The 24,138-nt window shown below is 65.5% G+C and carries 22 protein-coding genes and 1 pseudogene; 13 read left to right on the top strand and 10 right to left on the bottom strand.

The features are described from left to right. Positions 1 to 198 precede the first annotated feature (198 nt). The 5 genes from AADZ55_RS20830 (at position 199) to eccE (ending at position 2,812) form a co-directional block, all read left to right on the top strand. Positions 199 to 510, top strand: a complete 312-nt coding sequence (locus AADZ55_RS20830; protein ID WP_085324203.1) for a PE family protein — start codon at positions 199 to 201, stop codon at positions 508 to 510. Then, positions 507 to 1,007 (top strand): hypothetical protein, encoded by a 501-nt coding sequence (locus AADZ55_RS20825; RefSeq protein ID WP_085324157.1) that lies wholly within the window; start codon positions 507 to 509, stop codon positions 1,005 to 1,007. Before AADZ55_RS20830 ends, AADZ55_RS20825 begins: the two co-directional genes overlap by 4 nt. A gap of 115 nt (positions 1,008 to 1,122) precedes the next feature. Then, positions 1,123 to 1,404 (top strand): type VII secretion system protein EsxG, encoded by a 282-nt coding sequence (gene esxG / locus AADZ55_RS20820; RefSeq protein WP_341286237.1) that lies wholly within the window; start codon positions 1,123 to 1,125, stop codon positions 1,402 to 1,404. Positions 1,405 to 1,415: 11 nt separating this feature from the next. Next, on the top strand, positions 1,416 to 1,706 hold the full coding sequence (locus tag AADZ55_RS20815) for a WXG100 family type VII secretion target (RefSeq protein WP_085324158.1): 291 nt from the start codon (positions 1,416 to 1,418) through the stop codon (positions 1,704 to 1,706). Between the two features lie 146 nt (positions 1,707 to 1,852). Next, positions 1,853 to 2,812, top strand: coding sequence for a type VII secretion protein EccE (gene eccE / locus AADZ55_RS20810; protein ID WP_085324159.1), 960 nt, complete (start codon positions 1,853 to 1,855; stop codon positions 2,810 to 2,812). Between the two features lie 38 nt (positions 2,813 to 2,850). Here the strand turns inward: eccE and AADZ55_RS20805 are convergent, their stop codons facing one another. Next, positions 2,851 to 3,312: a DoxX family protein gene (locus AADZ55_RS20805; protein ID WP_085324160.1), complete on the bottom strand. Its 462-nt coding sequence runs from the start codon at positions 3,310 to 3,312 to the stop codon at positions 2,851 to 2,853. Positions 3,313 to 3,495: 183 nt separating this feature from the next. On the opposite strand from AADZ55_RS20805, the gene AADZ55_RS20800 reads away from it, so the two are divergent. The 3 genes from AADZ55_RS20800 to AADZ55_RS20790 all read left to right on the top strand — a co-directional run bounded on the left by AADZ55_RS20800 (position 3,496) and on the right by AADZ55_RS20790 (position 6,172). Continuing rightward, entirely contained in the window at positions 3,496 to 4,431 is a 936-nt protein-coding gene (locus AADZ55_RS20800; RefSeq protein ID WP_085324161.1) for an enoyl-CoA hydratase, read from the top strand. A gap of 117 nt (positions 4,432 to 4,548) precedes the next feature. Then, positions 4,549 to 5,376: an SDR family oxidoreductase gene (locus AADZ55_RS20795; protein WP_085324162.1), complete on the top strand. Its 828-nt coding sequence runs from the start codon at positions 4,549 to 4,551 to the stop codon at positions 5,374 to 5,376. Positions 5,377 to 5,380: 4 nt separating this feature from the next. Beyond that, on the top strand, positions 5,381 to 6,172 hold the full coding sequence (locus AADZ55_RS20790) for an SDR family NAD(P)-dependent oxidoreductase (RefSeq protein ID WP_085324163.1): 792 nt from the start codon (positions 5,381 to 5,383) through the stop codon (positions 6,170 to 6,172). A 7-nt stretch (positions 6,173 to 6,179) separates the two neighbouring features. On the opposite strand, the gene AADZ55_RS20785 is transcribed toward AADZ55_RS20790, so the two are convergent. Further along, positions 6,180 to 7,712 (bottom strand): LCP family protein, encoded by a 1,533-nt coding sequence (locus tag AADZ55_RS20785; RefSeq protein ID WP_085324164.1) that lies wholly within the window; start codon positions 7,710 to 7,712, stop codon positions 6,180 to 6,182. A 257-nt stretch (positions 7,713 to 7,969) separates the two neighbouring features. On the opposite strand from AADZ55_RS20785, the gene AADZ55_RS20780 reads away from it, so the two are divergent. Both AADZ55_RS20780 and AADZ55_RS20775 read left to right on the top strand, forming a co-directional pair. After that, positions 7,970 to 8,638: an LppP/LprE family lipoprotein gene (locus AADZ55_RS20780; protein WP_085324165.1), complete on the top strand. Its 669-nt coding sequence runs from the start codon at positions 7,970 to 7,972 to the stop codon at positions 8,636 to 8,638. Positions 8,639 to 8,681: 43 nt separating this feature from the next. Further along, entirely contained in the window at positions 8,682 to 9,455 is a 774-nt protein-coding gene (locus AADZ55_RS20775) for a DUF2510 domain-containing protein (RefSeq protein WP_085324166.1), read from the top strand. Between the two features lie 2 nt (positions 9,456 to 9,457). Here AADZ55_RS20775 and AADZ55_RS20770 read toward each other — a convergent pair whose 3' ends face one another. Together AADZ55_RS20770 and AADZ55_RS20765 are read right to left on the bottom strand one after the other, a co-directional pair. Further along, the gene (locus AADZ55_RS20770; protein ID WP_085324167.1) at positions 9,458 to 9,862 is read right to left on the bottom strand and encodes an integrase; all 405 of its coding nucleotides are present in this window, start codon (positions 9,860 to 9,862) and stop codon (positions 9,458 to 9,460) included. A 54-nt stretch (positions 9,863 to 9,916) separates the two neighbouring features. Beyond that, complete coding sequence (locus AADZ55_RS20765) at positions 9,917 to 11,317, bottom strand: amidohydrolase family protein (RefSeq protein ID WP_085324168.1); 1,401 nt, start codon at positions 11,315 to 11,317, stop codon at positions 9,917 to 9,919. A gap of 134 nt (positions 11,318 to 11,451) precedes the next feature. Between AADZ55_RS20765 and AADZ55_RS20760 the strand changes: the two genes are divergently transcribed. Continuing rightward, a complete protein-coding gene (locus tag AADZ55_RS20760; RefSeq protein WP_085324169.1) occupies positions 11,452 to 12,141 on the top strand; it encodes a GAP family protein in 690 nt (229 codons plus the stop codon). Between the two features lie 20 nt (positions 12,142 to 12,161). On the opposite strand, the gene AADZ55_RS20755 is transcribed toward AADZ55_RS20760, so the two are convergent. The 3 genes from AADZ55_RS20755 to AADZ55_RS20745 all read right to left on the bottom strand — a co-directional run bounded on the left by AADZ55_RS20755 (position 12,162) and on the right by AADZ55_RS20745 (position 17,015). Then, complete coding sequence (locus AADZ55_RS20755) at positions 12,162 to 15,332, bottom strand: patatin-like protein (RefSeq protein ID WP_085324170.1); 3,171 nt, start codon at positions 15,330 to 15,332, stop codon at positions 12,162 to 12,164. A gap of 157 nt (positions 15,333 to 15,489) precedes the next feature. Then, positions 15,490 to 16,674 (bottom strand): PPE family protein, encoded by a 1,185-nt coding sequence (locus AADZ55_RS20750; protein ID WP_085324171.1) that lies wholly within the window; start codon positions 16,672 to 16,674, stop codon positions 15,490 to 15,492. 44 nt (positions 16,675 to 16,718) lie between these two features. Then, complete coding sequence (locus AADZ55_RS20745; RefSeq protein WP_119184905.1) at positions 16,719 to 17,015, bottom strand: PE family protein; 297 nt, start codon at positions 17,013 to 17,015, stop codon at positions 16,719 to 16,721. 460 nt (positions 17,016 to 17,475) lie between these two features. Between AADZ55_RS20745 and AADZ55_RS20740 the strand changes: the two genes are divergently transcribed. Next, a complete protein-coding gene (locus tag AADZ55_RS20740; protein ID WP_085324205.1) occupies positions 17,476 to 18,816 on the top strand; it encodes an MFS transporter in 1,341 nt (446 codons plus the stop codon). A 525-nt stretch (positions 18,817 to 19,341) separates the two neighbouring features. On the opposite strand, the gene AADZ55_RS20735 is transcribed toward AADZ55_RS20740, so the two are convergent. The 3 genes and pseudogenes from AADZ55_RS20735 to AADZ55_RS20725 all read right to left on the bottom strand — a co-directional run bounded on the left by AADZ55_RS20735 (position 19,342) and on the right by AADZ55_RS20725 (position 22,949). Beyond that, the gene (locus tag AADZ55_RS20735; RefSeq protein ID WP_085327645.1) at positions 19,342 to 19,959 is read right to left on the bottom strand and encodes a PadR family transcriptional regulator; all 618 of its coding nucleotides are present in this window, start codon (positions 19,957 to 19,959) and stop codon (positions 19,342 to 19,344) included. Between the two features lie 855 nt (positions 19,960 to 20,814). Further along, positions 20,815 to 22,071 (bottom strand): annotated as a pseudogene (locus AADZ55_RS20730) (MFS transporter); the annotation flags it as partial. 209 nt (positions 22,072 to 22,280) lie between these two features. Then, entirely contained in the window at positions 22,281 to 22,949 is a 669-nt protein-coding gene (locus AADZ55_RS20725) for a hypothetical protein (RefSeq protein ID WP_207569178.1), read from the bottom strand. Positions 22,950 to 23,266: 317 nt separating this feature from the next. Between AADZ55_RS20725 and AADZ55_RS20720 the strand changes: the two genes are divergently transcribed. Next, on the top strand, positions 23,267 to 24,136 hold the full coding sequence (locus AADZ55_RS20720) for an alpha/beta fold hydrolase (RefSeq protein WP_207569179.1): 870 nt from the start codon (positions 23,267 to 23,269) through the stop codon (positions 24,134 to 24,136). Positions 24,137 to 24,138 lie beyond the last annotated feature (2 nt).

Raw genomic sequence — 24,138 nt, 5'->3', positions numbered from 1 at the left:
GATAGGCAGGGCGATTTGCTTCAGCCCGTCGCACAGGTTGGGATGATTTAACCCTGGTGGCTTCGCATGCGGCTGGTGAGCATTACGGCTGAAGCGTCACCCAGCGTCGCGGACGTGATACCTGACAACTTGGGTTTCCCGGGCAGTCGCTGCCTGCATCACCGCCCGGCGATAGCCCCTACTCGTAGGGAGATGCGCGTGGTGCTCCGGGTGATTCCTGAAGGTTTGGCGGCTGCGAGCGCTGCGGTGGAAGCGTTGACCGCTCGGTTGGCGGCCGCGGAGGCCGCTGCGGCGCCGCTGCTCACGTCGGTGGTGCCGCCGGCCGCGGATCCGGTGTCGTTGCGGAGCGCGGTTGGGTTCAGCGCGATAGGTAATGAGTATGTCGCGGTGGCGGCTGAAGGGGCCGAGGAGCTTTGGCGTTCCGGGGTTGGGCTGGGTGAAACCGGTGCCAGCTATGCGGCCGGTGACGCCGCGGCTGCGTCGACGTACCTGATCCAGGGTGGCTTATGACCGCACCGGCCTGGGAAGCTCCGCCGCCGGAGGTGCCGGTCGCAGCGGTGTGGACGTCGCTGAGTGTCGAGTACGTCTCCACATGGATCAATGTCATCCCGATCGCGCCCAACGAGGCCGACCGTCTGCGGATGCGGATCCCGGCCGCGACTGCGATGAGCACCGAGGAGTCCCCCTGGGACCTGATCCGGGAATTCGGCAAGCTTCTGGCGGAAATCTACCTTGACTCCAACTTGCCGGTGCTGAAGGAAGACGCCCTTTCCGACAGGACCCGATCGGCAACATCATCGCGATGGTCAACGCCTTCGGGGAGCACAGGCACCACCACCGGATTGGCCGCTGCGTTGCCAAACCCGCTAGTTGCGCTCGTTGCGTCCCAGATGAACTTGGCTGGGGCGCCGTTCGCCGCTGCTGCCGCTCCGGCGGGTGCACCGGAATCGGTGGCGCCTTCGGATCGGGGTGGCGGAAGCAGACGCTCACCCAGCCCGCCGGGCTGACCACGTTGGCTAGCGATGAGTTCCCTGCTGGACCGCGGGTGGCGAGTTGAGGAGGGTTAGGTCGGCTTCGCAACGTGATAGCGAGCAATTGGCAACCTAAAACGAGAGGAGCATGATGAGTTTGTTGGATGCCCATATTCCGCAGTTGGTGGCGTCGCAGTCGGCGTTTGCCGCCAAGGCGGGGTTGATGCGGCACACGATTAGTCAGGCCGAGGAGTCGGCGATGTCGGCGCAAGCGTTTCATCAAGGGGCGTTTCAAGCCGCCCATGCCCGGTTCGTGGCGGCCGCCTCGAGGGGCAACATGCTGTTGGATATCGCGCAGGCCAACATGGGTGAGGCCGCGGGCACCTATGTGGCCGCCGATGCGGCCGCGGCGTCCAGTTACACGGGTTTCTGAAAGGGTTTGTGATGTCGCAGATCATGTACAACTACCCGGCGATGATGGCGCACGCCGGGGACATGTCGGGTTATGCGGGCACGCTGCAGAGCTTGGGGGCCGATATCGCCAGCGAGCAGGCGGTACTGTCGCGTGCCTGGCAGGGGGATACCGGGTCGACCTATCAGGGCTGGCAAACGCGATGGAACTTTGCCGTGGAGGACCTGATACGCGCCTACCACTCGATGGCCAGCAGCCATGAATCCAACACCGTGGCCATGCTGGCCCGCGACGGGGCCGAAGCCGCCAAATGGGGCGGTTAACCGGCGACGAGGCCTCCCGGGCGGTGGCGTACGTCGTGATATCGGCATCGCGGCCGCCACTCGATGAGCGATGAGGGGACACCGCCTTTGTGAGGTTCGACGCAGCCGCAAGGCGGTTTCCCAGTGTCTGGCCGGGCACCGGCCGGATGACACTGGCACTGCTGGTCGCGGTGCCTGCGACATTGGCTTGTCCCTGGCGGTCGACACGCGAGCAATGGGTGCTCGGCGTCGCTGTCGTCGTTGTGATCGTGGTGTTGGCGTGGTGGCGCGGCGTGCACCTAACCACGATCCTGGGCCGCCGGCTGGCGATGTCCCGCCGCCGGCGACGATTCGGCCACCGACGGTCCGGGCGGATAGCGGGAATCGACGTTCAGACGACCGCACTGATACGCATCCGACCGCTGACGGCCAATCCGGACGCGCTTCCGTTGCCGCTGATCGCCGGGTATCTAAATCGTTACGGCATCCGCGCTGAGCGGATCCGAATTACCAACCATGACATCGAAACTGAAATTTGGGAGACCTGGATCGGGCTGACGGTGTCAGCCGTCGACAACCTGGCGGCGCTGCAGGCCCGCTCGTCGCGCATCCCGTTGCACCAGACCACTCAGGTCGCGGCTCGCCGGCTCGCCGAGCAGCTCCGCGAAGTCGGATGGGCGGCCAGCACGGCTGAGCCCGGCGACGTCCCGCCGTTGGTCGCGCGATCGGCGCGCGAGAGCTGGCGCGGGGTCGTGCGCGAGACGGCAACTGGCAAGAGGGATTGTGTAGCGGCCTACCGGATCAGCGTCGATGACGCGCTGCCCGAAACCCTGGCCGCGATCCGGTGCCATCCGGCGCGCGAGACCTGGACAGCGCTGGAAATCGCCGGCAACGGAACCGGTCGCACCCTGGCGGCCGCGTGTGCCTTCCGGACCAGCGCGGAGCCGCGGGGCGCCCCGCCGCCAGGCCTGGTTCCCCAGCATGGCAACCACCGCGCGGCGCTGCTGGCACTGAATCCCTTGTCAATACAGCGACTGGACGGGCACACAGATCTGCCCGGTGACTTGCTGGTGCGGCTGCGCTGGCCCACCGCGGTGCGCGAGTCCGCGCACGAGACGGCGTTCTGAGGGGGAGGTGCGCGACCCGGCGCGGGTTATCCCGCGCGCTAACCCGCTGCCGTGGCGCGTTTGGTGAGTAGCGCATCTAATGACCAACGGCCGGGGCCCGCCCACAGCAGGAAGATCAATCCGAGCAACATCGACAGATCGGTCCGGGCATCGTGGGCCATGCCCCAGAAGCCTTCCACCCCCAAAAACCCGCCGGGCTGCAGTTCTCGGAGTTTGGTCAGCGCTATCGCACCTACGATGTCGATGAGAAGTGGAACTGCCGCGACCCGGGTCAGCAGACCCAGGAGGACCAGTATGCCGCAGACGATCTCGACCACCCCGTCCAGATTGGCGAAAAACGTGGCGGCGGGGATGCCGATCCGCTCGAAGCGACCCGGACCGAGTTGATGCGGGTACAGAAATTTCTGAATTCCCTCGCTGAGGAACACCAACCCCACCAACAGCCGTATGCAAATCACGGCGGGCGGACCATCGGCGCGTTGTAGTCGCTGCCATGACACTCGAGCCGAATCAGTTCTCGCCAACTCGGTCCCCGATTTCTTGTTCCGATGAATTCTTGGGTCGAGCCTACCGATGGCGCCGTTGCCAGCCCAGCGCGGCGACCAACCCAGCGGGCATCCACTTACACCCTGGCCGTAATGTGTAAATAAGGTGGGATCTGACGACTAACTGAGGTGGGCGGAATGACAGTCTCCGACCAAGCCGGCGTCAAGGCGGACGGCGCTGCCGCTGATCAGCTGGTGGCCTATGAAACCCTCGACGAGGGGCGTATCGCCCGAATCTGGCTCAACCGGCCCGAGGCCCAGAACGCCCAGAATCGCACCCTGCTCGTTCAGCTCGACGAGGCGTTCTGCCGCGCCGAGGCCGACGACACCGTCCGCGTGGTGATCCTGGCAGCGCGCGGCAAGAACTTTTCCGCCGGTCACGACCTCGGCTCGGACGCAGCGCTGCTGGAGCGTAAACCCGGGCCCGCGCAGCATCCAACCTTTCGGTCGCACGGCGGCACCCGGGACGCGATCATGGAGAAGACGTATCTGCAGGAGTGGCACTTCTTCTTCCAAAACACCTGCCGCTGGCGCGACCTGCGCAAGATCACCATCGCGCAGGTGCAGGGTAACGCGATCTCCGCGGGCCTGATGCTGATCTGGGCGTGCGATCTGATCGTCGCCGCCGACAACGCTCGGTTCAGCGACGTGGTGGCGGTACGGCTGGGTATGCCGGGCGTCGAATACTATGCGCACCCTTGGGAATTCGGTCCGCGTAAGGCCAAAGAGCTACTTTTGACCGGAGATTCGCTGGACGCGGATGAGGCCTATCGGCTGGGCATGGTGTCCAAGGTTTTCCCGGTCGACGAGCTGGAGGAAAAGACGTTCGAGTTCGCGCGGCGTATCGCCGAGCGTCCCACGATGGCAGCACTGTTGATCAAGGACTCGGTAAACGCCGCTTCGGACGCAATGGGATTCACTGAGGCGCTGCGACACGCGTTCCATGTTCACGAGTTGGGACACGCCCACTGGGCGGCTCATAACGAGAACAGATACCCGGTCGGCCTACCGCCCGATGTCGAGGACTGGCGCACGGCGAAGCCGACCAAGCTGGCTCGCCGCGACACGCCGTAGCCCGGTAGATACCGCATAGGTGACCGACCAGTTGGGGGCGGGGGAGGTGGTGTCCGCGCCGACCCGCGCATGGTTCGATGGCTAGAACCTGTTTCAGTTTCGGCGTGAGGGGCTCAAGTGCAGCTTTCTTTCCAAGACCGGACGTACTTGGTCACCGGGGGCGGCAGCGGTATCGGCAAGGGGGTGGCCGCCGGCCTGGTCGCGGCCGGAGCCGCCGTCATGATCGTCGGACGCAATCCGGACAAGCTGGCGGCCGCCGTCAAAGACATCGCGGCGCTCAAGGCAGGAACGATCTGCTATGAGCCGGCCGACATCACCGACGAGGACGAGACCCTCCGCGTGGTGGACGCGGTAACGGCATGGCATGGCCGGCTCCACGGTGTGGTGCATTGTGCGGGCGGGTCTCAGACCATTGGGCCGATCACCCAGATCGACTCGCAGGCCTGGCGGCGCACGGTGGACCTCAACGTCAACGGCACCATGTACGTGCTCAAGCACGCCGCCCGTGAGCTGGTGCGCGGCGGCGGCGGTTCGTTCGTCGGTATCTCGTCGATCGCGGCCAGCAACACCCATCGCTGGTTTGGGGCCTACGGGGTCACCAAGTCGGCCGTCGACCACATGATGAAGCTGGCCGCTGACGAACTCGGCCCGTCCTGGGTTCGGGTCAACGGCATCCGTCCGGGCCTGATCCGCACTGATCTGGTGGTGCCCGTGACCCAGTCGCCGGAGCTGAGCGCGGACTACCGGCTCTGCACGCCGCTGCCGCGGATTGGTGAGGTCGAAGACGTCGCGAACCTGGCAATGTTCTTGCTCAGCGATGCGGCCAGTTGGATCACCGGACAGATCATCAACGTCGACGGCGGCCACATCTTGCGCCGGGGCCCGGATTTCTCCCCGATGCTGGAACCGGTGTTCGGTCCCGACGGGTTGCGCGGAGTGGTCTGAGGCCATGAAGCGACTCGAAGGCCAGCGGATCCTGGTGACCGGCGCGGGGTCGGGGATCGGCGCGGCCAGCGCGCTGCGGCTGTTGGACGAGGGTGCCGCGGTGGTCGGCGCCGACATTGCCGCGCACGGCCTGGGCACGACGCGGGACCGGGCGCAGGAGGCCGGATCAGCCGATCGGCTCACCACGTTCGAGATGAACGTCGCCGAGGAGAAGTCGGTGGCCGAAGGCGTGCGCCGCGCCGTCGACACGCTCGGCGGCCTGGATTCGTTGGTCAACGCGGCCGGCATCTTGCGTGCCGCACACACCCACCAGACCAGCACCGAGCAGTGGAATCAGATCATCGCTGTCAACTTGACCGGCACCTTTCTGGTGGTCCGCGAAGCGCTGCCGGCGTTGCTGAAGAACCCGCGCAGCACGATCGTGAACTTCAGCTCGACGTCGGCTTCCTTCGCGCACCCGTACATGGCCGCCTACTCCGCCAGCAAAGGCGGCGTTGCGGCGTTCACCCATGCCTTGGCGCTCGAGTACGCAAGTGACGGGCTACGTGCCGTCTGTGTGGCGCCGGGCAGCATCAAGTCCGGGATCACCGACGCCACCGGGGGATACATTCCGCAGGACGCCAACTGGAAGTTGTTTGCCAGGCTGCTGCCGATCCTGCCCACCACGGAGCAGTCCAGCGGCGCCGGAATGGCCGATCCGTCCGCCGTCGCCGGCGTGATCGCCATGCTGGTGTCCGAGGATGGCGCGTTCATCACCGGCACCGAAATCCGCATCGATGGCGGTACGCACGCTTAATGGGGGCCTAGTTCACGCAGGGAACGCCGCCGCCGTCGATGGGTGCCCCTTGGTCGGGCGTCGGGTAGCTGGCGGTGTCATCGCTGTACATCGGATATGTGCCGGTCTTGGTGGACGTCGCGGTGGACGCGGCCTCGTCGGGCGCCGGCAGCGAGAAGTTGGTATCCACGGTCACGCGGATGTGGCCGGGCGCCAGGGCGGAATCCGGTTGGTAGGGGGCGTCGATACCGAGCAGGTCCGCTAGGTTCTCGGCGTCGGCTTTCGCGCCGGCGCCGTACTCGATCGTGGTGGCGAATGGATCGCCGGATTCGCGGTCGCGCACCTGACCCGCGGTGTAGCCGCGCTTACGCAGCGCACTGGACACCTGGCTGGCCAGTCCACTGATGCTGCCGGCATTGACCACATCGACGACGGTGGCCGGGTCGGGCTTGGCGACGGTGGCTTTGGTTGCTGACGCGTTGCCGAATGCGGCCGCGACCTCAGCCCGGATCGCGGTCGGGTCGATGATGTTGACGTCCTGGCCGTCGATGTTGTCGTAGCGCACTACGGGCAGCGTCCGGAATTCGACGTTACCGCCCGCCAGGTCGCCCATTCGGCGGAAAAGGTGCTCGTCCCAGCCGGCGGACAGCACGACATCCTTGCGTGCCACGGCCATCAGGCTGTCGAGCCTGTCCAGGTTGGTGAAGCTGCCCGAATCCTGCAGGTCCCGCATGACCGACGACAGGAAGGCCTGCTGGCGGTGGGTGCGATCCAGGTCCCCGTTGTCCAGGCCATGACGCTGCCGGACAAAGGCGAGCGCCTGTGACGCATTCAATCGCTGGCGCCCGGCGGGGAAGTCCGCCCCGGAGTACGAGTCGTAGACGGCGTGGTTCAGGCACACCTCAACGCCGCCCAGAGTCTGGGCCAAATCGTAGAAACCGGCCAAATTGATCTCGGCGAAGTAGTCGATCGGAACGCCGGTCAGGCTGCGCACCGCGCGCAAGGTCGCGGCCCGGCCGGCCTCACGGCCCCGGGTCTCGAGTTCTTTCCGGTCGCCCACACCCTGGTTGGCCAGCTGCTGTGCAACGTATTGCTTGGTAAGCCCGTACGCCTCTTTGATCTTGATGTGGTTGTATCCCGGAACGCCGGTGAAGGGCACCCAGTCGTCGCGGGGGATCGAAAAGGCGACCACTTTGCCGTCGGCACCGACGTGCACGAGGATCAGCGTGTTGGTGTTGTAGCCGCCGTCATCGGAGTCACCCGCGTGCAGCTGCTTCAAGATCGACCAGGGCAGGTCGTTGCCTTCCTGGTCTTTGCGGGAGTCCAGCCCGATGAGCAAGATGTTCATGTTGTTGTCGCTGGAACGGGGATCTTCGGCGGTAAGGGCCTGCGAAATGGTGATGCCGCTCAGCGCGCCGTGGGCTACCCAATACCCCGCCCCGGTCATCACCACCGCAACCAGCGACACCAGCGTCATCAGGCCCCGCGCCAGCGGCCGGCGGATCCGCGACGGTTGGCGCACAGCACGATGGCGCGGGCGATTGCCCCGGGAACGTGCCATCACATGCCTCGACCAGGCACCATCGAACCCACCGGCGCGTTGCCAGCGGTTTGCGGTGCCGTCGCTTGCTGCATGACGTCTAGTATGGGACAGATTGCTGTGAAGCCAGCTATCAGAATGCTGGATGTGGTCAGGCTCACCCGGCCCGGCGGCACGACCGAGACGGCCCGCTTATTTCCGCTACCAGCACGTTCTGGCTACAATTCGCCAAGCTCGGGAAGTATCGGGAGCCAGCGGGAGGGGACCGGGAGCATCAGGTGTCTCACGAGATTGATCCCGACTGGCCTCCGCCGGCATACCAGCCGTCCGACGACGTCGATACGACGCCTCCTGCCCAACGCCGGTCTCGGCGCACCGTGTGGCTGGTGGCGTCGCTGGTTCTGGCCTGCGTCGCTGCCGCGGTCATTGCATACGCGGGCATGCACCGGGCCCGGCCACGCGCGGTCCCAACGCCCCCGCCAACGACCGCCGTCTCGCCGCGCCCCACTTCCCCGGCAGCCGACGCACCAGCGGCGCCGTGTGGCCCGGATGAAGCAGCGGCCGTACGCGCTGCGCTCGCCCAGCTTCCGCCCGATTCCAAAACCGGCAGGTCCTGGAATAGCACACCGGAGGACAGCAATTACGACCCGTGCGTCGACCTGTCCGCGGTGCTGGTGACGGTGCAAGACGCCACCAACAGTTCCCCCGACCAGGCGCTGATGTTTCATCGGGGAAAGTTCGTCGGAACCGCAACGCCGAGCGCCTACCCATTCACCAGCTTGATCGGTCCGGCCTCCACGAACGACATCGTGGTCCTGAGCTATCGGACGCTGCAGAGCTGTGACGGCTGCCAAGACGGCATCTTGACGATCGTGGGGTTTGCTTGGCAGGGCGACCACGTGCAGATCCTGGACCCGCTGCCGGAGGTGTTCGACTCGCCGCCGTAGTCCGTGAGGGCGGCGCCGCATCCGACCCCTTCCCGACCGTTGAATGGAGCACCACGTGGCCACTTCGCCGCCGGCAGGATGGTATTCCGATCCCGACGGTTGCGCGGGGCAACGATATTGGGACGGTGACGACTGGACCAGACATCGTCGGCCCGATCCCTGTGCACCACGATTGCCGCTGGGCGTGTTCGCCGATCGTCTCCGGCGCTGGTGGCTAAGGATGCCGGTCGGCCTGCGGTTGACACTTCCCGCCGTGCTGGTGTTGATCATGGTCGGTGTCGCGGTCTACGCGTGGGTCAGGCCGGCGCGGGACGACTGGTCGCAGCTGCCGAAGCGACTGAGCTGCCAGTTGCGGCTCGGGCCGAAACCGCCCGCGACCATTTCCGTGGCCGCCGTGGACGTCTCGCATCCCCGGGGCGATGTCCTACGGCTGGTAGTTCGATTCGCCGAGCCGCTGCCGCCGTCGCCATCGGGTTCGCTCGGGTCTGGCTTTGCCGGTTACCTCTTGACGTACACCATCGCCAACAACGGGGCAGAGTTCGTCGAGCTGGGCCCGCAAGAGGATACCGACGACCTTGCGATCAGAAAGCCCGCCGCGAGCAACAACGCCGAGCCGAACATGCGGCCGGACCGGGACACCAATGCTCGCAGAACTGCGCCCGACACCGTGGAGATCAACCTCGCGGTAAAGCGACTGGGGCTCGATCAACCACCGGTGGATCCGCAGCTCACCCTCGCAGCTCGGTTCAGCACGCCGTCGACCGTGACGGTGGATTTCGCGTCGCAGTTCTGTCAGGGCGAGCCTGTGCCGGGCTGAGCTCAGCAGTACATGTAGTCGATGTGCCAGCGGCCGTTGACGTAGTCGGCGAGGAAGTGGCCACCCAGTCGCGGGTCGGCGTCGTTGACTTCTCCTGAGCCGCCGGCATTCGGTGTGAAGCCGGGGGGATCCCAGGTGATCGACTGTGGGTTGGGTGACAAGTCGGGTGTGCAGCCGACCTGCTTGGCGATGTAGCCGTCGATGATCCGCTGCTCCGCGCTGGCTTGGTCACCGCCGTCGGGGGCCGGAGCGCCAGGGCACACGACATTTGCACCGCACATGCTTTTGCTCGCGTCGGTGAGCGAGACTTCGCTCACCGGTGAGTTCGGTGCGGCGCCCCATATCTGCACCGCCGCGACCAGTCCGGCCGCAGCAGCGCCGGCACTTCCGCTGATGTACCTGCGCATCTTCTCTCCCGGGGCACTCGGACGTCGAAACCATCAGATCACGTCGTTGGTGGCTCACCCAAGCCGGCGCCCTTGCACATACGTTTCGGCGATGGACGTCTCGCGGATTCCCATCAACAACCCGAACAGCGTCTGGTCACGGGCAATTTCGGCATCGTCTGAGCGCACGCCGTGGTTCAGCGCGGCGTTGAGTGCCGGGGTGCGTCTCGGGTCAACTACGACGAAGTCCGCCTCCTTGCCAACATCGAAGTTGCCGAACCGATCCTCCATGTCGAGTGCGCGCGCGCCGCCGAGTGTCGCGATAAACAGCATTTCGGCCGGATGCATACAAACACCGGCGGTGCCCGGTTCCGAGATGTGCACCTTGTACGCAGCGGCGACGACCTGCGGGATAAGCCACTCATCTCCGCCACCGAAATCCGTTCCGGCGGCGATGTTTACACCGGACTCCACCGTCCGCAGCCACGGCATGGTGCCCGAGCCCAGGAACTGCTGGGAGATCGGGCAGTGCGAGATGGAGGTGCCGGTCTCGGCCATTCGCTCGAGTTCGGAGTCCTGACAGTGCACCGCATGCGCCAATATGCTGCGCCGGCCGAGCATGCTTGAACCGCCGACCGCCGACCCGGGCAGGAACTTGCCGTCGTAGGTGTCCAGATATGAGTCGACTTGGTATGCCTGTTTGGTTGCAGCCACCTCGCCGGTGCCCGGCCGATTGTTCTCGTTGAGGTGGCTGTGGAAGTAAACACCGCGATCTCGCACTGAGTCATACAGATCGCCAAGCCTTTTCAAGGTCGATGGGGTCACCGCTAGCGAATATCGCGGGGCGACCGCGACGTGCAGTAGTGCGGTGCTCACTCGGCCGGTGTCAGCCGCATGCCATTTGTCGATTTCCTCGCGGGCCAGCCGGATGGCGTCCTGCTCCGACGTCATCAACGGTGCGGCCGCCGTTGGGCCTGCGGTCTGGATGCCGCGCCCGCTGACCAGGCGTAGTCCGCGGCGCTGCGTTTCGGTGAACAAGGCATCTTGAGCATGGGGAAACGCGGATCCGAAGACCATGGCGGCGGTGGTTCCGGTCGCGATGCGTCGGTCACAGAACTCGACCGCCGCCGGCTGAGCGAACGCCGGATCGGCGAAACGGGCTTCCGCAGGGTACACGCACCGGGTCAGCCACTCCGGCAGCTGCCCCCCACCGTATGCGGCGCCCGCGTACGTCTGTGGGAAGTGCACGTGGGTGTCGACGAAGCCTGGAAGCAAAAAGCCGGGCCGGTGATCCGACACGGTCGCGGATTGGAAACGCCACGGGACGTCCGCCGCTTCTCCGCAGAATTGGATAAGGCCGTCATCACCAACTATCAGAGCGCCTTCGGAAATCGACACCAGCGCCTTGGCGGCATGCGTCACCAGTGGAGCGTCGGCGAGGTGAAAGATGTGCCCAAGATGAATCCGACTTGCCACTTGATCCTTCCCCCTGGTGTTCGACGGATCTTGCGACCACCACGCCGGATCATCGCACGCGACGCCCAGACTATCGAGGCTTGCCGCTAGTCCCCTGAGTATGCGGCGCGCTCGGTGGTCACCGGGCGGTGTCAATGCGAAAATTGCTGCCCGTGACAGGTCATTGGTTTTCCGTGCTAACCGGGCTGGTGCCGCTGGCGTTGGTCGTTGCGCTCTCGCCGTTGTCGGTCATCCCGGCCGTATTGGTCTTACACACGCCGCGGCCGCGGCCGAGCAGCCTGGCCTTCCTGGTCGGCTGGCTGTTCGGCTTGGCCGCGGTGACCGCCGTCTTCGTTGCGGCCTCCGGCGTACTCGGTGGGTTGCGTAAAACACCGCCGGCCTGGGCATCCTGGCTGCGAGTGGTCCTCGGGTCGGCGTTGATCGTGTTCGGCGTCGTCCGATGGCTGACCCGGCATCGCAGCACCGAAATGCCCGGCTGGATGCGCACCTTCACCAGCTTCACCCCGACCCGCGCGGGGGTGGTAGGTGCGGTGCTGGTGGTGGTAAGACCCGAGGTGCTGATCATCTGCGCGGCGGCCGGATTGGCCATCGGCAGCGGCGGGCACGGCGCCGCGGGCTCCTGGGTTTACACGGCATTCTTTGTCGCGCTGGCCGCATCCACCGTCGCCATCCCAATACTGGCGTACCTGGCTGCCGGTGACCGGCTCGACGATTCGCTGGAACGACTCAAAGACTGGATGGAAAAAAACCATGCGGGGATGCTCGCCGTCATCTTGGTCGTGATCGGTTTGCTGGTCCTCTACAACGGACTTCATGCGATGTAACCAGCGTGTGTGGCTCGCCGTCACCTTCGTCCTGGCCTGGCCGCTGCGATCACGGCAACCGCCAAAGCGATGATTGCGACGACGATCAGCGGGTGCCACCATTGGGCGCCCAGCCAATACGCGTGAGTGCCCACCAGGCCGGGCTGCTGCTGGGTGCCGAACAGCCATTCGCGCACCACGGGTGTCGCCAGCGCAAGCACCGCGCCGACAACGGAGAAAGACAACAGAGCAAAAAGTAGCCTGCTGGAGAACTGCCAGGTGCCCATCACGATGAGATAGCCACCGGTGCCGGCCATGATCAGGCCGGTGACTCCGAACGCGGTTACGGACTGGATCGCGGCCGCGATGCCGAGCACGAGCAGCACGGCGCCAGCCATGATGATCGACCTGGCAATGCCTTTGGTCAACGACACCACTCGATATCCACTGAGGGTCAGTGTTCGCAACGTGATCAGCGGTGGCTTCAAAACGCTGGGCAACTGTCGGACCGAGCCGGCCGCTCCGGAGGCAGTCGCGGCGACCTTCGCGACAGTGTGCGCCATGAGCGGTGAGCCCTTGTCGCTGGCGAACGTTTCCCGGGCGATCGGATCTTCGTTCAGCAGAGCGTATTTGGCGTCCCCCGGGTTCGCGGCCAATACCTTCGTTGCCCAGGTTCGTGAACTCGCCGGGCTCCAGTCCCCGATTTTGCCCGGCTGCGGGTCGAGCACCGTGTTGGCCAGCCCGTCCAATTCCTCGTCGAGTATCCGGTGCTGCCACGCTTGCGACAGCCACAGCGATGTCCGGGGAATGCTGGCGGGTATTGGCTTTGTGGGGTCGTCCAGGAAGCCAAGCTCGTCGAGCAGCATGTCCTCGGTCAAGTTTTGGCTCGGCCCGCCGCCGACGGCTGGCAGCGGATATCCCGAACTCGGAAAGTCAGGTGCCCCAAGTTCTTTGAGTTGACGCAGGAACCACTGTGCCCGGCTCTCTGGCGCGGTGGTATCGGCACGCTCCTTGACGATCCAGCGTACCCGGCGCGGATCCAGTAGCACGTGCACGAGCCATCCGGCTCCGTCGAGTCGGCCCCACATCCAGTCATTGGCACGCCACGACCTCTTGTAGAACGCACCGAAATGATGCAATTGCATGCCGGTGAGCTTCTGCTGGGCTGTCTGCCAGTCCGGGGCGAGCAGGCTGCGGGTGTCGGCGCTGACCTGCACAAGCTCCAGGGCTTGCTCGATGTCCGCGTCGGCCGGAAGCATCGCCCGCTGCGTCGTGGCCAGGTCGAATAGCTTCCATGCCATGGTCCGCGAGTTGCGCGGGTCGTCGGCACGCCCCTGGTAGGTCCCCAGATAGGTCAGGTACGTGGTCAGCTGACCGGCTGCGACGTGGTCCCGCGCGACTGGAGAGTCTGCCTGGGCACCCGTGTCCGCTGCAGCTCCGGCGGCAAGTTGCGTCAAGCCCGGGTAGGCGTTCACCAAGACCGCGCCGAGCCGGTCCCAGGCTTCCTCGTTCACCGTGGATTGTTCGAGATAGTCCGCGGCGAGCAGGTCGGCGGCGTTCTCGAGCGTCCCTTGTCGGACTGCCGGTCTCCTACACACCGTCCGGACCAGCGCACCCAGATCGAGCGGCGCGGGCGGTCGCCATGCCCGGTGGACCGCTTCGGTGAGTTCCGCCAAGGCAGCGACATCGGCATCGGCGCGTGCCAGCTGGAACGCCGACTGGACGAGGGTGAGCGCACATCCTTTTGCGAGGTCGTAGGCCGACTGGCCGAACCGGGCCAGGTCTGCTGGAGTCTGCGGGAGCGGCTGGTTCCTCGGCTGCGACCAACGCAGCAGGATCGTCTCGGTGATCCGACGCCGGCACACCTTCTCGGCGTCACCGCCGACGGTGAGCTCGGATTCCCAGTTCTTGGGCAGTCCTTCGGCGGCCCGGCCAGCGTCCGGCGGACAGGTGCTGAGCTGGCGCAACAGCGCGTCGGTGAGCACGTGAGCCTGCTTGGTTGCCTCACGGGTCCGGTAGTCCGTCAGCAGGGACGGGGTGAGCAGGCGGGTGCCGTCGGGAAGCGTCGCCGCCAGCTCTGCAAGCCGCAGTTTGGCATCTGTGCGCGCCTCCATGCAGTCCTGATGGGCGCGGATCGCGCGCAGGTCGGCCGCGATCGACTGGGTGGTGATCGCGGCCAAACCCTTGAGGAGCCCGTCGATGAGCCCGAGTGGCTCGTCGACGTTGTCCGGTGGTGGCTCATGCATCGGGTCGGGTGCGGGTCCGGAAGACGGCACGACGAACAGAAGCACCCGGCGAACCGGCCGCCGGGCGGGACGGTCGAAGATGCGCTTGAACAGCACGCCGATTGGCCGGTTGTCGAGCAGGCCGCCATCGGTAACCCAGTGCGGCCGGGTGAGGTTGGTGAAGCGCGCCATCGCTGGTCGAGCCGGCACCTCCGCATTCTTGGTCCCCTTCTTGGGGGTTCCCTTGGTAAACGGGAGGAAGGAGGGTTCGAACGCAACCGGGAACGACGCGGAGCTGCGAGCGGCCAGCGCCAGTGCCGGAACCGTGTCATGCTGCGCCAGGTCGGTCTCGGTGAAGGTGAACAGACCGCGGCGATCGACGTCTTGGACGAGAGTGCCAAACGAGTCGGTGAATCTGCCTATCTCACCGGTCAATAGCGTCGTGGTGATGTACAGGGTGGTGGAGGGGGTGCGCGCACCCGCCGGGAAGGCCGTCGGCGGGAACGGCCCGGTCGCCAGTTTGGGAAGCTGCTTGGCCAGCGCGGCGAACATGCGTTCGTCGCCGTACAAGAGGGACGGTGTGTTCTTGTCGCGCGGATCTCGCAGGAGATCGGTCAGGGCGCCGAGATCGAGCCACAGGTCGCGGAGCCCACCTAGATCAGACCCGGTGACCCGCGATGACGCGAGCAACGCCGCGTTGATGCCGCCTGCACTTGTCCCGGACAAGATGTCGACGTCGACAACCAGGTCGAGGAGGTCGATGAGTTGCGCGTAGCGGCGCAGCGAAGCGGCCGACTCGTTGGTGAGTTGGCTGCTGGTCGGGAACGTTCCGCCGAGCCTGCGCCACTGTGACGCCTGCGTGAGCAAGTTGATCTCCCGCGTGACACCGGCCATCCAGATCGCGAGGCTGACGCCGCCCGTCATGGTTGTCGCGAATCGGACTTCCTGCGTCAACTCCGTCACCGGTGCTGGCTTTTCGAATGCCATTGCGCCCCCTCGATGTCGCGGGGTCCGCCCCAACGAGAGAGGGATATGGGAGTCGGATCCCTTGGCCTAAGAGTGCCAGGGCGCGCCAACAACTACGGGGAACAACGCCGACACCGCCGGGAAACGCGCGACCGTCGCGGCTGCAAACCAGGAGTTGTTAGCCGGCGGCCGGTATGCGGGGTATCACATAGGCCCGCGCCGGCACCCGCAGCGTGTTGCTAACCCCGCCGCCAGCACCGCTGGCCATCTGCCCCACCGGCAACCCGCCCAGCATGTGTCCGGGTGCTGGTTGGGTGTCGCTGACCAGGTTGGCCAGCGGCAACGCCCGCGCCGCGGGTGTGACCGCCTCGGTGGCCGCATTCCAGGCCGGCGGCGCCGAGAACGAGCCGACCGTCACCGCCTTGCCCAAGCCCGCGGCCACACCACTGCCCACGCCTTGCAAACCCAGCCCGCTGCCCAGCGAACTCAGCGCGCTGACCCCGGTTTCTGCCGCGGTTTCTGCCACGGCCTCCAGGGCCTCGGCCGCCGCGGGAACCATCCCCTTGAACAGCGAGCTCAAGGTGCTGAGCATCGACACACCGCAACCGGCCATTCCCACGTGGTTGTTGAGGATCGACACGATGTTGCTGACCGGGCCCAGGTGCGGTGTGATGGCCTTCCACACGTCACCCAGCTTGCCAAGCGGCCCGGAGCTTTGTGCGGGCAGGGCCAGCTGGTACAGGGCCTCGGGCACATTGTTCATCAGCTGGTTGGCCGTCGCCGAGTCGAAGGCCTCGTTCACTGCGGCGGCCTGCAAGGCGAGCCCACCGACGTTGGTGATCTCCGGGGCTTCCTCGAATGGCGTCAACGTATCGGTAGCGATCGCAGCTGCGGCCGCATAGCCGTACATCGCGGCCGTGTCCTGGGCCCACATCTCGCAGTATTCGGTCTCGGCGGCCGCCATCGCCGTAGTGTTTTGCCCGAAGATGTTGGTCGCGGTCAGCATCGCCAACCGGATCCGGTTTTGGGCAACCAGCTCCGGGGGCACTGTCATTTCATATGCCGCCTCGTAGGCCGCCGCAGCAGCCCGGAGCTGGTCGGCGGTCAGCTCGGCCTGCGCCGCGGCGATGTTCATCCACGCCACGTACGGTGCGACCGCCACCGCCATCAAGCCCGACGACGCACCCATCCACGATCCCGTGGTGACTCCCCAAACCACCGATTGAATCGTCTCCGCGGCGGAATACAGGTCGGCAGCCAGTTGGTCCCACATCCCGGCCGCGATCAGCAGCGACTCCGCACCGGAACCGGAATACATATTCGTGGAGTTGATCTCCGGTGGTAGTAGCTCGAAATCGCCCACTGTTCTTCCTTCGCTTAGCGCTGCCCGGATTTGGTCAGATCAAGCTAGCTCGCGGCCATCTTGTTGGCTTCCTCGGTGGAAGCATACGAACTAGCACAGGTGGCCAGCGTGGTCACAAACCGCTCGTGGATCACCGCGGCCTTGGCGCTGACCTGCTGATAGATCGCCGCATGCGCACGGAACTGGGTGGCAAGCAGCAACGACACCTCATCGGCGGCTGGGGGCAGCACACCCAATGTCGGGCCGGCTGCAGCGATATTGCTGGCGTTTAGCGTTGCACCCAGGGAACCGAGTCTCTCAGCCGCCGCCGCCAACATTTCTGGTTGTGCCGTCAAACCCACGCGCGTATTCCTCCCCATTAGCCCGAGCATCGACTCGGGAGATCAAGATTGATTGGTAGTCAAGCGATCTGATCGCCTACCTCCTGCGCATCACAGGCGTTGCTGGCGTCTGGTCCAATGAATGCGAGTGCACAACGGACCGCGAAATGGCTTAGGTCCACTTGGACAACCAAACTGTGCGGGCAAATGCATCCACGGCTCGGTCAGAGGTCCCATCCACCTGAACACGAGCTGAACGCTACATTAACCGATCGCGGAGTCCTATGGCTCACAGGGACTTCAACGAAATTAGTTGCACTAATGAGCGGCCGGTGGGGTAAGTCGGGTGAGATCGGCCAGGCTGGGGCCCGTGAGCGGCGCTCGACTGTGCCCGGTTCGGCGGACCGCGCCGAGGGCGATAGCGTCGGCCACCATGGTGACCGTCGACCGACCCGACGATGCGAATCGCGCGGAGGACAACATGACCGCTTCGATCGCGCCCCCAACGCATTCGAGCCGGACCGAGACCCGCAGGGCCATCTGGAACACGATCCGCGGATCGTCGGGCAATCTCGTCGAGTGGTACGACGTCTACGTCTACACCGTGTTCGCCACGTATTTCGAGGACCAGTTCTTCGATAAGGCCGATCGCAACTCGATGGTGTATGTCTACGCGGTTTTCGCCGTCACCTTCGTGACCCGGCCCATCGGTTCGTGGTTCTTCGGGCGATTCGCCGATCGCCGTGGCCGCCGAGCCGCGCTTACGTTCAGCGTGTCGCTGATGGCGGCCTGTTCGCTGATCGTCGCGTTGGTGCCATCTCGCTCGAGCATCGGTGTCGGTGCGCCGATCCTGCTCATCTTGTGCCGGCTCATCCAAGGATTCGCGACCGGCGGAGAGTACGGCACGTCGGCGACATATATGTCCGAGGCGGCGACGCGGGAGCGGCGCGGCTACTTTTCGTCGTTTCAGTATGTGACGCTGGTGGGTGGGCATGTGCTCGCCCAGTTCACCCTGCTGGTCATCCTGGCGGTGCTGCGCCCCGAACAGGTTCACCAGTTCGGCTGGCGCATCGGTTTCGCCGTAGGCGGTGTCGCAGCGATCGTGGTGTTCTGGTTGCGGCGCACCATGGACGAATCGCTCAGCCAGGAACGCCTAACCGCGATCAAGGCCGGTCGGGACCGCGACTCCGGCTCGATCCGGGAACTGGTCGCCCACTATGGGAAGCCCCTACTGCTGTGTTTCCTGATCACCCTGGGTGGCACTGTCGCCTTCTATACGTACAGCGTCAACGCACCTGCGATCGTCAAGAGCGTCTATGGTTCGCAACCGATGACCGCCACCTGGCTCAACCTATTCGGCCTGATCTTCTTGATGATGCTGCAGCCCGTCGGCGGGATGATCAGCGACAAGGTCGGCCGTAAGCCTTTGCTGCTGTGGTTCGGTGTCGGCGGGCTCAGCTACACCTACGTCCTCATTACCTATCTGCCCGAAACGCGTTCCCCGGCAGCGTCGTTTCTATTGGTCGCCGTCGGCTACGTGATTCTGACCGGATACTCCTCGATCAATGCGCTGGTCAAGTCCGAACTGTTCCCCGCGCACGTGCGCGCACTTGGCGTCGGGGTTGGCTATGCGTTGGCGAACTCGATCTTCGGCGGTACCGCGCCGCTGATCTACCAGGCTCTTAAGGCACGCGATCAGGTGCCGATGTTCATCGGCTATGTGACCGCGTGTATCGCGGTGTCGCTGATCGTCTACACGTTCTTCATCAAGAACAAGGCCGATACCTACCTCGATCGCGAGCAGGGATCTGCGTTCCGCTGACTGGCCGCGCCTCGCACCTTTAACCGTGAGGCTTTGGAAAGGCTGCATGCTCTATGCCTTGAGCCGGTCCGATGGGAGCCCACCGGGGTGAGGGATCCGGATCGGGGTCCAGGTCGGGGGAGGGGCAGTGCCACAACGGGTTTCGCCCAGTCCGGATGTCGGTCAGCCCGGTGGTGGTGGCGGCGGTCCCCAGCCCGGCGGTGGCGGTCCCAAGCCCGGTGGTGGCGGGGGTGGTGCCCCCCAATCCGGCGGTGGGGGGCCGCCCGGCGCGCCCCCCGGGCAGGGCGGAGGTGGATCGGCGTGGGCGAGGCCGTGGCCGACACCGGTCGCCACTACGAGCGCTCCGCACACGATTGCGGTCGCGGCTAGCACGCGCTGCTGCATGATGACTACTCCTCGGTTTCGGGGTGTCGCGAATGGGATACGGGGCGGGGTGGAGGACACAAATCCCCGACCACGGGCTGGGGGACGCGCGTGGCCGGTGCGCGTCCCCCAGGCGGCCCCGCTGTACAGGCGCCGTCGCGGCTAGTCGGCTTCGGCGAGCAGCGTGTAGATCTCGCGACGGGCGTTCTTCAGGATGGCGAGGATGCGCTGCTTCTGTTCGGCGGTGCCCACGTAAGCGGACTGCGCCACCGCGCCGAGCAATTGATTCACGGCCGTACGCAGGTTGACCTGACTCGAGTCGACGCCCTTGGCCATCTGCGCCCAGGGAGGGGTCTTGATCTTGTCGGCCGTAGTACGCCCTTCGTCAGTCAGCTCGAAAAGCTTTTTACTGCCCTCACTTTCGGAGCCGACGATCAGTCCTTCGTCGTCAAGGAGCTGCAGTGTCGGATACACCGAGCCGGGGCTGGGCCGCCACATACCCTGACTGCGTTCGGCGATCTCCTGGATCATTTCGTAGCCATGCATGGGGCGGTCGGTGAGCAAGGTCAGGATTGCCGCGCGAACGTCACCGCGGCGGCTGCGGCGGCCGGGGCCAGGCCCACCCCGGCGGCCGCGCGCGGGGCCCGGGCCGAAGCCAAAGTCGGGGCCGGGCCCGAAACCGAAATCAGTCCCGGGCCCGAGGCCAAAATCCGGGTCGGGTCCAAATTCGCCCGGGCCGTGCGCGGGGCCGTGCCCGGGGCCGTGCCCGGGGCCGTGCAGGTGGGGCGGTGGTGGCGGGTGGCCGGGGTGTTTCTTTGGCCCGGGTGCCTTCTTGCCGGGTGCTTTCTTGCCGGGTGCTTTCTTGCCGGGTGCTTTCTTTGCGCCGGGGCCATGTTCGTGGGGCGGTCCTGGGTGATGGCCGGGGCCGTGTTTGGGGCCGGGGGCGAGTCTGGGGCCCGGCCCGTGGCCGGGGCCCGGATGGTGGCCAGGACCTCCACCGGGGCCAAAGCCAAAGTCCAAATCGGACTCGTCGTCGTAGTCGGCGTCGAATTCGGACTCCTCGTCGTACGCGGGTAGCTCAGCCTCGTCGTCGTGGTCCCAGTCGAGTTGACGATCGCCCGGGTAAAGGCCGATGTCGTCAGAGTCCGATACGTCGTGTTTCGACCGTGCTTGTTGCCGTGCAAGCCGGTGCTGGGGAACGGCTTCGAGTTCGACTGGATCGTCGCCACCATCGCCGACGGGGGCGTCGGGCATCAGGGGGTCGGTGATCTCATCTGTGTGCTCTTGCTTCGCTCGCCCGCGCCCCCGCGCGCCGGGTGCCTGTGGTTCGGTCATGTCGTCTCTCCGATTCTGATCTGGGTCAGCGTTCTTTCCATTCGGAACGATATATCGTTTACTATCGCGATGCAACGATCTCGTCCAGACTTCTTCCTGGCAATCACCTGAGGGGGCTGCCAAGGATCGCGTGGCCAGCTGCGCCGTGCGGCTGCAGTCAGTGCAGCCGAGCTGGCAGGCGGTGTCGGGCTGTTCCGTGGCTGGTTTATGCGGGCCAAGAGCCTCGTCACCACGGCAGGAGCCATACACGGGCGCTTCGATCTGGTGTCGATGGTGCTGGTCGACCTTCGTCGACGCCCCCGGTGACGAAAACGGCCGGGTGGGCGTCTCGATGAGCCCACCTGTTTCCGGCATCGCGATGAGGTAGAACACGAAGCCGGCGCCGGCAATGGTGCCCAGCGACATGAACGCCGCGTGGTAGCCGAAGGCGACGACGATCCAGCCGGCGACCAAGTTCGATAGTGACGCCCCGAGGCCCCACGCGGTAATGATCGCTCCGAGGCTGACGTTGTAGCGGCCGGTTCCGCGGGTGACGTCGGCGACGACCAGTGGAAACAAGGCCCCGAAGATGCCCGCTCCAACACCGTCGAGTAGCTGCATACCGACAAGCCAGTAGGAGTTGTCTGACAGCGAGTCGAAGAATCCGCGGCAGGTCAACACGGCGAAGGCGGCCAGGAAGATCGGTTTGCGTCCCCAGGTGTCGGCCTTGATCCCGGTGAGATAGGCCACCGGCACCATGACCGCTTGCGCCGCGACGATGGAGGCTGCCATCAGCGTGGTGCCGAGCTGCTTGTTGTGCAACCCAAGCTGCTGACCAACCAGCGGCAGCATGGCGGCGTTGGCGAAGTGAAACACCACGATTGCCACCGCGAAGATTGTCAGCCTGCGGTTGTGCAGCAGCACCGTGAATCGGAACGGCTGGTTGTGCTGTTGTTCGGGTGCCGTGGGCAAGCCGCGCGCAACCTCGTGATCGATTGCTTCACGCGGGATGCGCAGCGTGGCAACCACCGCGGTCGCGGCCACCCCAGCCAATAGCCAGAACACCACCACGGGGCCAAGAAAGTAGGCGAGTCCGCCCGCAACGACGGCGGCCGACGCATTACCGGCGTGGTTGAACGACTCATTGCGCCCGATCCGCCTGGCGAAGAGCCGCGGGCCGACGACGCCCAGCGTGATCGCCGCTAACGTTGGGGTGAAAATGGCGCAGCTGATTCCGGTAACCGCCTGCAGGAACGAGGTTTTGTAGATGCCGGGCACCAGCGGCATCGCCACCGCGGCAACGGTGATTGCCACTGCGCCGGTGACAAGCATCGCTCGCTTTGCGGGTGTTCTATCGACCAAGGCGCCAATCGGGGTTTGAGCGATGATTCCGGTGGCCGTGAACACCATCAAGACGAACCCGATCGAGGCCTGGTCCCAATGATGAGTCAGCAGAAGGTATATCGAGAGGTAGGGGCCTAGCCCCTCACGGACACCGCCCAACGAGAAGTTCAGTAGGTCCAGCGCTTGCGACGTTCGCCGCGGAAGTACCTCGTGGCGTTCGACATGGGCGTGCACCGCGCTACCGACCGGGTCGCCTGCCGTAGGGGCCGGAACCGCCGACGACCAGGCCGTCATGCGTAAAGAACGCAACGGACGTTGGGTCGCTCATTCGCTGTCTGCAATCCATCCGCGCACGTTGAGACGCTAACCAGCGAAGTTGAAGTGAACCTGAAGAACCCGGCGCCAGCCGGTGGCTGCGAGTGCGTCGCGCTTACGGGTGCGCCTCACGCCGGCACGGGTATGCGTTGTGGGCCGTCGTCGACCAGTGCCGGGCCGATGTCGCTGGATCGGTCAGCTCCGGCCAGGCGACGCCATGAGTGGATCGCGTGGCGGCTCAGTTCCACGACGCGAGTGGCCGCGGTACCGTTGGCTGCCATTGCGTAGGCGCGCAGGGCGCTAGCGGTCACGGCGTCAAGCGCTGCCCGGTAATGGGTATCCGCGAGGGCGGTTGACTGGTATGCGGTTTGGATGGCATGCAGTCCGGAGGGGTTCAAAGCCGGGTTGATTGTGCGTGCGGCGGCGTGTGCGGCCTGGCCAGCGGCACCCCAAGCCGCCCAGGGCGCCATGTCGCTCGATGCGGCGTTGCGGTGCAACTCGGCGATGTCGAGGATCGCTTTGATCGTCGTGAGTGTGGCGAATCGAACAAGCCCCCAAGTCGGGCTGGTCAGCAACTCGCCCACCCAGGCGTGGATCACGGCGTTCGAAACGTCTGCAGTTCCCACGGTCTGCCAGCCGAGTTCGAGGACGAGCACGCTGTCCTCGGGCGAGAGGTACCCACTGGGGCCGGCCAGCAGGTCGTTGCACGATTGGACCAACGCGGCCAGCGGGCGGGCGGAGCACCGGGGGAAGTCGGTGATCTGCGCGTCGCCGTTGATGTAGGAGATGGCGTTCATTGCACACCCCTTGCCTGATCCTGGCTGATGGGAGCCTCTGGCCAACCTCAGCGGATGGGGGATCCGGTCGAGATCCATTTTGATTGCACCTCTCGTCTTGACCGCGGAGCGCGGGTGAACAGCTCGGCGATGCAAAACGATATATCGATATCTGTCGCGATGCAACGCTAGCTTCTGCATGCGTTTGGACGAGCGTCGACCGGCCCACGTTCGACTCGGAGTGCGCGGCTATCGCGGCGGCCACCCCCGAGCTGGCGCCGGTCCGCCGTCAGTTGGTTTTAGGATTTCCTGATGGACCTCGATGGCGCCTGATATCCATGGCACCTGAATCCTTCTCGGTCCACGGGCCGGGCGGCGTCCGTATCGTCGCGGACCGGTTGGGAGATCCTCGAGCGCGCGCCGTGGTGTTCTTGCACGGCGGTGGGCAGACCCGACGCTCATGGGGCCGGGCCGCTGCCGCCGTCGCTGAGCGTGGCTGGCAAGCGGTCACGATCGACTTGCGCGGTCATGGCGAATCCGACTGGTCGAGCGATGGCGACTATCGGGTGGCCAGCTTCGCCGGCGATGTCCTAGAAGTGCTGGGCAACCTGCCTGCGCGGCCGGCGTTGGTGGGCGCCTCCCTGGGTGGGTTCACCACGATGCTTCTGGCGGGGGAGCTGGCGCCGGGCGTTGCCAGCGCGGTGGTTCTGGTGGACATCGTGCCGAACATGGACCCATCCGGGGCGACCAGGATCCACGCGTTCATGGCCGAACGGGTGGAATCGGGGTTCGGCTCGCTGGACGAGGTCGCTGACATGATCGCCGAGTACAACCCGCATCGGCCCCGGCCCGCTGATCTGGATGGCTTGGTCACCAACCTGCGCCGCCGCGGTGATCGCTGGTATTGGCACTGGGATCCGCAGTTCATCAGTGGTACCGCGGCGTTTCCCCCCATCGAGGTCACCGATGCCGACCGGATGCACGCGGCCGTCGCGGCGATCCTGCGTGACGGCGTGCCGATGCTTCTCGTTCGCGGGCGCATGAGTGATCTGGTCCGCCAGGAGAGCGCGGATCAGTTTCTGTTGCGGTTTCCGCAGGTTGAGTTCACCGACGTAGGCGGCGCCGGCCATATGGTCGCCGGCGATCGCAACGACATTTTTGCCGCGGCTGTGCTGGATTTTCTAGCGCGGCATGTCGATGCCGGATGACG

The organism is Mycobacterium decipiens, assembly GCF_963853665.1.
Taxonomy (GTDB): Bacteria; Actinomycetota; Actinomycetes; order Mycobacteriales; family Mycobacteriaceae; genus Mycobacterium; species Mycobacterium decipiens.
This window is presented reverse-complemented; position numbering and strand designations above follow the sequence as displayed.